The 5,947-nt window shown below is 60.8% G+C and carries 8 protein-coding genes; 4 read left to right on the top strand and 4 right to left on the bottom strand.

Features of this window, described 5'->3' with window-relative positions; translation table 11 throughout:
• Positions 1-722: NAD(P)-dependent oxidoreductase (locus HX846_RS34385; RefSeq protein ID WP_178967166.1), on the bottom strand; the 722-nt coding region annotated here is incomplete at its 3' end.
• Between the two features lie 29 nt (positions 723-751).
• Between HX846_RS34385 and HX846_RS34380 the strand changes: the two genes are divergently transcribed.
• Positions 752-1,237: a hypothetical protein gene (locus HX846_RS34380; RefSeq protein WP_177008206.1), complete on the top strand. Its 486-nt coding sequence runs from the start codon at positions 752-754 to the stop codon at positions 1,235-1,237.
• Positions 1,234-1,560: a hypothetical protein gene (locus HX846_RS34375; protein ID WP_003210784.1), complete on the top strand. Its 327-nt coding sequence runs from the start codon at positions 1,234-1,236 to the stop codon at positions 1,558-1,560. The genes HX846_RS34380 and HX846_RS34375 overlap by 4 nt, the downstream gene beginning before the upstream one ends.
• Before the next feature lie 15 nt (positions 1,561-1,575).
• Here the strand turns inward: HX846_RS34375 and HX846_RS34370 are convergent, their stop codons facing one another.
• From HX846_RS34370 to HX846_RS34360, 3 genes are all read right to left on the bottom strand, one after another.
• The gene (locus HX846_RS34370; protein ID WP_178967165.1) at positions 1,576-2,112 is read right to left on the bottom strand and encodes a cysteine hydrolase family protein; all 537 of its coding nucleotides are present in this window, start codon (positions 2,110-2,112) and stop codon (positions 1,576-1,578) included.
• 217 nt (positions 2,113-2,329) lie between these two features.
• Positions 2,330-2,926, bottom strand: a complete 597-nt coding sequence (locus HX846_RS34365; RefSeq protein WP_102369272.1) for a TetR/AcrR family transcriptional regulator — start codon at positions 2,924-2,926, stop codon at positions 2,330-2,332.
• A 52-nt stretch (positions 2,927-2,978) separates the two neighbouring features.
• Entirely contained in the window at positions 2,979-3,362 is a 384-nt protein-coding gene (locus HX846_RS34360; protein WP_003210790.1) for a tautomerase family protein, read from the bottom strand.
• Between the two features lie 252 nt (positions 3,363-3,614).
• On the opposite strand from HX846_RS34360, the gene HX846_RS34355 reads away from it, so the two are divergent.
• Positions 3,615-4,892 (top strand): serine/threonine transporter, encoded by a 1,278-nt coding sequence (locus HX846_RS34355; RefSeq protein ID WP_102604662.1) that lies wholly within the window; start codon positions 3,615-3,617, stop codon positions 4,890-4,892.
• 80 nt (positions 4,893-4,972) lie between these two features.
• Positions 4,973-5,947, top strand: a 975-nt coding sequence (locus tag HX846_RS34350; protein WP_178967164.1) for a SulP family inorganic anion transporter, incomplete at its 3' end; no start/stop codon positions are given.

Below are 5,947 nucleotides of genomic sequence, written 5' to 3'. Positions count from 1 at the left end.
GTAATCAGGTCGGCGGTGACCACCACGCTGCCACGGCCGATGTTCACCAGGAAACCGTTGGGCCCCAGTGCGTCGAGGGCCTGGCGGTCGATCAAATGTCGCGTGCTGGCGCCGCCCGGGGTGGCCAGGATCAGGAAGTCCGAGGCCCGCGCCAGTTCCACGGCGGTGGCGCAGTAGGTGTAGTCCACATCTTCGCGGGGCTGGCGGTTGTGATAACTCACCTCCATGCCAAAACCCAGGACAGCCCGCTTGGCGATTTCCAGGCCCACGGCGCCCAGGCCGAGAATACCCAACTGTTTGCCGGCCAGGGAAGGGCGCATTATCTTGGGCCATTCGCTGCGCCGTACTGCTGCGTCCGCCCGGGGAATGTCCCGCACCAGGCACAGCAACAACGCCATGGCGTGGTCGGCCACCGACGGCGCATTCACCCCGGCGCCATTGGTGACCACGATTCCACGGTTGCTGGCGGCTTGCAGGTCCACGTGTTCATACCCGGCGCCGATCACGCAGATGATCTCCAGCAGCGGCAGCGCGGCGATTTCCTCGGCGTACAGGCCCAGCGGGCCACGGGTCAGCACCGCCTGGACCTGCCCGCCGTGGGTCTTGATGGCCTTGGCGCGTTCGGCCGGGGTGGGCGCAAGAATCACGTGAAAGCCATTGCCTTCGATGATCGGCAGGTAGTCGTTGATGGTTTCAACCAGGACCAGAACGGTGACGGGCATCGGAAGGTTCTTCCTGAAGGATTAGAGGCTTGGATTATGCGGGATTTGTAGTCCCGATCGTTTCTTTACCGCAGAAAAATTTCATTTCTCACCAGCCTAATCTGATTTTCCAGACCGCTCGTCCCAGGCCTTTTTACTGCAGCAGACTTCGACGACTTTCCTTAGCAGAGACGTCATGGATGCATGTTCCTGCCACCCCCGAAATCGTCGAGTGGACCCCTTATGGCTACAAGCACAGCCCATCAAAAAACCTAGCTTGGGAAGATATTGTCAGCAGCACCCGATACGGCCCGGCCAAATACAAGCCCGGTATAAATATTGAAAAGCTTGAGCGAGAAGCCTATAAAAATGGAGTGCCAAGCACTCATGCAAAACCCTGGAAACTCAGGGAGTATCCGCAAGTCATAGGTGCCAGTGATGGCAAGCCCAGCTACTGGGTTCGAATTGAGTTAAGCGCGGGCGTCATACATGGTCATCCGATTTCCGAGCAGGAATTCAGGAGGTTAACAAGTTGATCTCACTAGGCTTTATTGACGGAAACGTCACCCATGATGATCTCTCCATCTTGCAGGATGGGGCGATGGAGAGTCAGGTTCACCTGTTGAAAGAGGACATGCTTCAGGTTGAATACGCCGGTGGGCTTATATTGGATGTCGGCTGGTACCCCTCCTTCGATACCCATGGTGGGTTCCGCATCAATGTAATAAGAAATTACGACTGGGACCGCCCAGTGATTGCGTTAACGGCGCACGCAGCCGGTGATCTGGTGGAGCAACTGGCTGTTGCGCAGAGCGCGATCAATGGCGAACTGCGCAACGTATTGAGAACCTCGGCTTAGGTAAAGCTCCAGGCTTTAGAAGTAGATATCGTCAGCTTTCACACGCTGCACAAATGCCCCGGCCAAGGTTGCGTTATGGTGCTCGATAATCGATGCGGCCGATAACGCCGGGGTGTCCATACAAGTATGGGCATCCTCCGGCAGCAGCACCGAGAACCCCAGCTCCACGGCCACTCGGCACGTCGTGTCGATGCAGTACTGGGTTTTCATCCCGACGATCACCAGTTCATTCACCTGTGCCGCCGCCAGTTGCTGCGACAACTCGGTGCCGAGAAAACAGCTGGGCCGGGTTTTATTGAAAACCGTGTCGCGAGCTTCATCAACCTCCAGTGCTGGCCATAGTTGCCAAAACGGGCTGCCCACCTCGATGGGCGAACCCGCAGGGCCGGTGTGACGTGCAGCGAAAACCGGCACGCCAACGTGTCGGGCGCGCTGAATCAGCTGGTTGATGTTGTCGAGTACGCGCTCGCGTTCATAGGGTTTTTCCGGGCCGTCGTACAGGCCGACCTGCATGTCGATGACCAGCAGGGCGGGGCGCTTGATGTCAGGCATGGTACTGCTCCTTGTGGTTGCCGAATGGGCGGAGCAATAAAAAGGCCCCGTCCATTGCTGGCGGGGCCTTGGGTAAATCCGGGTGGCTTAGGTTGCGCGCCACTCACCGCTACCACACGACCCGCCGGAAGCGGTCGTGGTGGTGGTGCGGGTGAGGGCCAACTGAATAAGGTTCATGGGCCGATCATGCTGGCGCTGGCGTTTGGCTGTCAACGCGTCAGCCGAGGTTTTTTTCCGGGATCAGGAGATTCCTGGCGGCAGCGAGGAATTCATCAGACAGGCCGTTGCCTTTGGTCGCACGGGCCAGGGTGAGGGCGCCGACCATCGTCGCGTACTGGGCAATGGCGGCCTGCCGGTCACCTTCGGGGGTTCCGGTGGCCTGGGTAGCGGCCAGGATGCCCATGGACGCTTCAAAGCCCCGGATAAAGCTGCGTTGCAACGCGCTGTCGGCGGCTTCATGGCACATCTCCCCGGCAAAAGCCGCAACCGGGCAACTGTCCCCGGGGTTGTCACGATTGGCGGCCGACAGATACGGATCAATCAACGCCAGGCGCGCAGCCTCGGGATCAGGGCTTTGCTCGACCCTGGCCTGCCAGCGCTCGCTCGACTGTTCGAACGCCCGGTTGCAGGCTTCCGTGGCCAGTGCCTCGCGGGACTCGAAGTGCCCGTAGAAACCGCCATGGGTCAGCCCTGCAGCCGCCATCACGTCCGACACGCTGATGCCATGGATGCCCCGCTCACGAAACAGCCGCGTGGCGGCCTCGACGATGATTTCGCGGTTGAGTTCGGCTTGTTTGCGGGACACGCGTGGCATCGAGGGCTCTCTGGATCAGGTGGTGGCAGTGATGGGTGGCATCATAAAACGTTTAGCTGGCGTACTGCGCGATCCCGTTGCCGAACGACCAGTTTTCCTTCTTGACCTCCACCAGGCTGATAAACACATCTTCCAGGCGCACCGCCAGTTCACGGTTCAAGCTCTCGGCGATGGTCTTGTACAACAGCTTTTTCTGCTCGGTGCTGCGGCCTTCATTCAGGGTGATCTGGATGATCACCAGGTTGTCGGTGCGCTGGATGCCCAGGTACTCCGGGTCATAGATGAAGTGGTGTTCATCGTGCTCGGTGAGGATCTGGAAGTTGTCGTGCTCAGGCACGCCGATGGCCGTGTGCATGGCGTTGTAGATCAATACGCCGACGCGCTTGGCGTAGGTGACGTCGGGGTTTTTCCGAAGGTCGATGCGCACGATTGGCATGGCAGGTAGTCCAGTGAGGGGCGTGCTTTAAAAATACATGACGTGATGAATTTATAAAATAGATTTCTTATGAAATGTAAAATTGACCCTGCCGGAAACGTCTTCAATCCTCTGCACTGCACAACCATTCCTCAGCTAAGTCTTTGCTTCTTCAAGCGAATCCCGGACAATCGCGCCCCTGTTTCGGTCGTGGCGCTGCCTGTCAGGTTTTTCTGACTCGTCTCGACTGAGTGAATGCGGAGATCCGAACGGATGAATGATCAGGCCAATAGCGTCGACGAACGCTACGCAACGACACCTGCAACCCTCACAAGCTGGAGCCGCCAGGACACCACCTGGATGCTCGGCCTGTTCGGTACGGCCATCGGCGCCGGCACCTTGTTCCTGCCGATCAACGCGGGCCTTGGCGGCTTCTGGCCGTTGGTGATCCTCGCGCTGCTGGCATTCCCGATGACGTTTTTCGCGCACCGTGGCCTGACCCGCTTTGTGCTCTCGGGCCGTGAAGGCTCGGACATCACCGACGTGGTCGAAGAACATTTCGGCCTCAAGGCCGGCGCCGCGATCACCTTGCTGTACTTCTTCGCGATCTTCCCGATCCTGCTGATCTACAGCGTGGCGCTGACCAACACCGTGGGCAGCTTCATGGAACATCAACTGCACATCGCGCCGCCGCCGCGGGCGATCCTGTCGCTGGTGCTGATCCTCGGCCTGCTGGCCGTGGTGCGGTGTGGCGAGCAGGTGATCGTCAAGGCCATGAGCCTGATGGTGTATCCTTTTATCGTCGCCTTGCTGTTCCTCGCCGTGTACCTGGTGCCGCACTGGAACGGCGGCATCCTCAGCACCGCCAGCACCGTGCCGGCCCCGTCGGCGCTGCTGCACACGCTGTGGCTGGCGATTCCGGTGATGGTGTTCTCGTTCAACCATTCGCCGATCATCTCGGCCTTTGCGGTGGACCAGAAGCGCCAGTACGGCGAACACGCCGAGGAACGCAGCTCGCAGATCCTGTCCCGGGCACACATCCTGATGGTGGTGATGGTGCTGTTCTTCGTGTTCAGTTGCGTACTGACCCTGTCGCCGGCGCAACTGGCCGAAGCCAAGGCGCAGAACCTGTCGATCCTGTCCTACCTGGCGAACCACTTCAGCAACCCGACCATCGAGTTCGCCGCGCCGCTGATCGCGTTTGTGGCGATTGCCAAGTCGTTCCTGGGCCATTACATCGGCGCCAGTGAAGGCCTCAAGGGCCTGGTGCTCAAAAGCGGCCGTCGCCCGGCTGCCAAGACCCTGGACCGCATGACGGCTGCCTTCATGCTGGTGGTGTGCTGGATCGTCGCGACCCTCAACCCTAGCATCCTCGGCATGATCGAGACCCTGGGCGGGCCGATCATTGCGTCGATCCTGTTCCTGATGCCGATGTACGCGATCCGCAAGGTGCCGGCGATGGCCAAGTACCGTGGCCAGGCGTCCAACGTGTTCGTGACGGCGGTGGGCCTGGTGGCGATTACCGCGCTGATTTATTCGCTGGTGTCCTGACAGCACCCGGTTTCAGTGCAATGATCACGGCCAATTCGCAGACAGCGGATTGGCCGTTTTTTTTGCCAGGGAATTAGGGATTGAACACCAAGCCTGAGAGCGACACCACGCCGAACCGTGCACAAGACTTGCTGGCCGGCCTGTCCATCGCCGGCCTGTTGCTGCCCGAGGCCGTGGCCTATTCCAGCATCGCCGCGTTGCCGCCCCAGGCGGGCGTGATCGCCTTGTTTGCCGGATTGTTGTGCTACGGCCTGTTTGGCACCAGCCGCTTCGCGATTGTCTCTGCCACATCGTCCTCGGCAGCGGTGCTGGCGGCGGCCACGGCAACGCTGGCGGGGGATGACCCGGCACTCAGGCTGAGCCTGGCAATGGGCCTGGTACTGGTGACGGGGGCGTTTTTCCTGTTGGCCGGGATGCTCAAGCTGGGCGGGCTGACCTCGTTTATCGCCAAGCCGGTGTTGCGTGGCTTTGCCTTTGGCCTGGCGCTGACGATCATCCTCAAGCAGTTGGCCTGCGTGGTGGGCGTGCACCTGACCGACAACAACCTGATTCGCTTCCTGCCCCAGCTCCTGGAGCAACTGCCGCGCTGGAACTGGGCCGCCGCTGCCGTCGCGGGCGTCGCGTTGCTGCTGCTCTGGCTATGCGCGCGAGTTCGGCGCCTGCCGGGCGGGTTGCTGGTGGTGATCCTCGGGATTGCCGCCGGCCAGTGGCTGGATCTGCAGGCCCATGGCGTGGCGTTGATCGGCGTCATCGACCTGCGTCTGGAACTGGCGCATTTGCCGGTGTTGCCGTTCGCCGACTGGCTGCGCCTGGGAGAGTTGGCGTTTGCCATGGTGATGATTCTTTACGCCGAGTCCTACGGCTCCATCAGCTCCTTCGCCCTCAAGCATGGTGATCGCGTGTCATCCAACCGTGACCTGCTGGCGCTGGGGGCCGCCAACCTGCTGTCCGGGCTGTTCCAGGGCATGCCCACCGGCGCCGGGTATTCGGCGACATCGGCCAATGAGGCGGCGGGAGCCAACTCGCGGCTGGCGGGCGCCGTGGCGGCGCTGGTG

Source organism: Pseudomonas sp. K5002 (assembly GCF_013386655.1).
Lineage (GTDB): Bacteria > Pseudomonadota > Gammaproteobacteria > Pseudomonadales > Pseudomonadaceae > Aquipseudomonas.
This window is presented reverse-complemented; position numbering and strand designations above follow the sequence as displayed.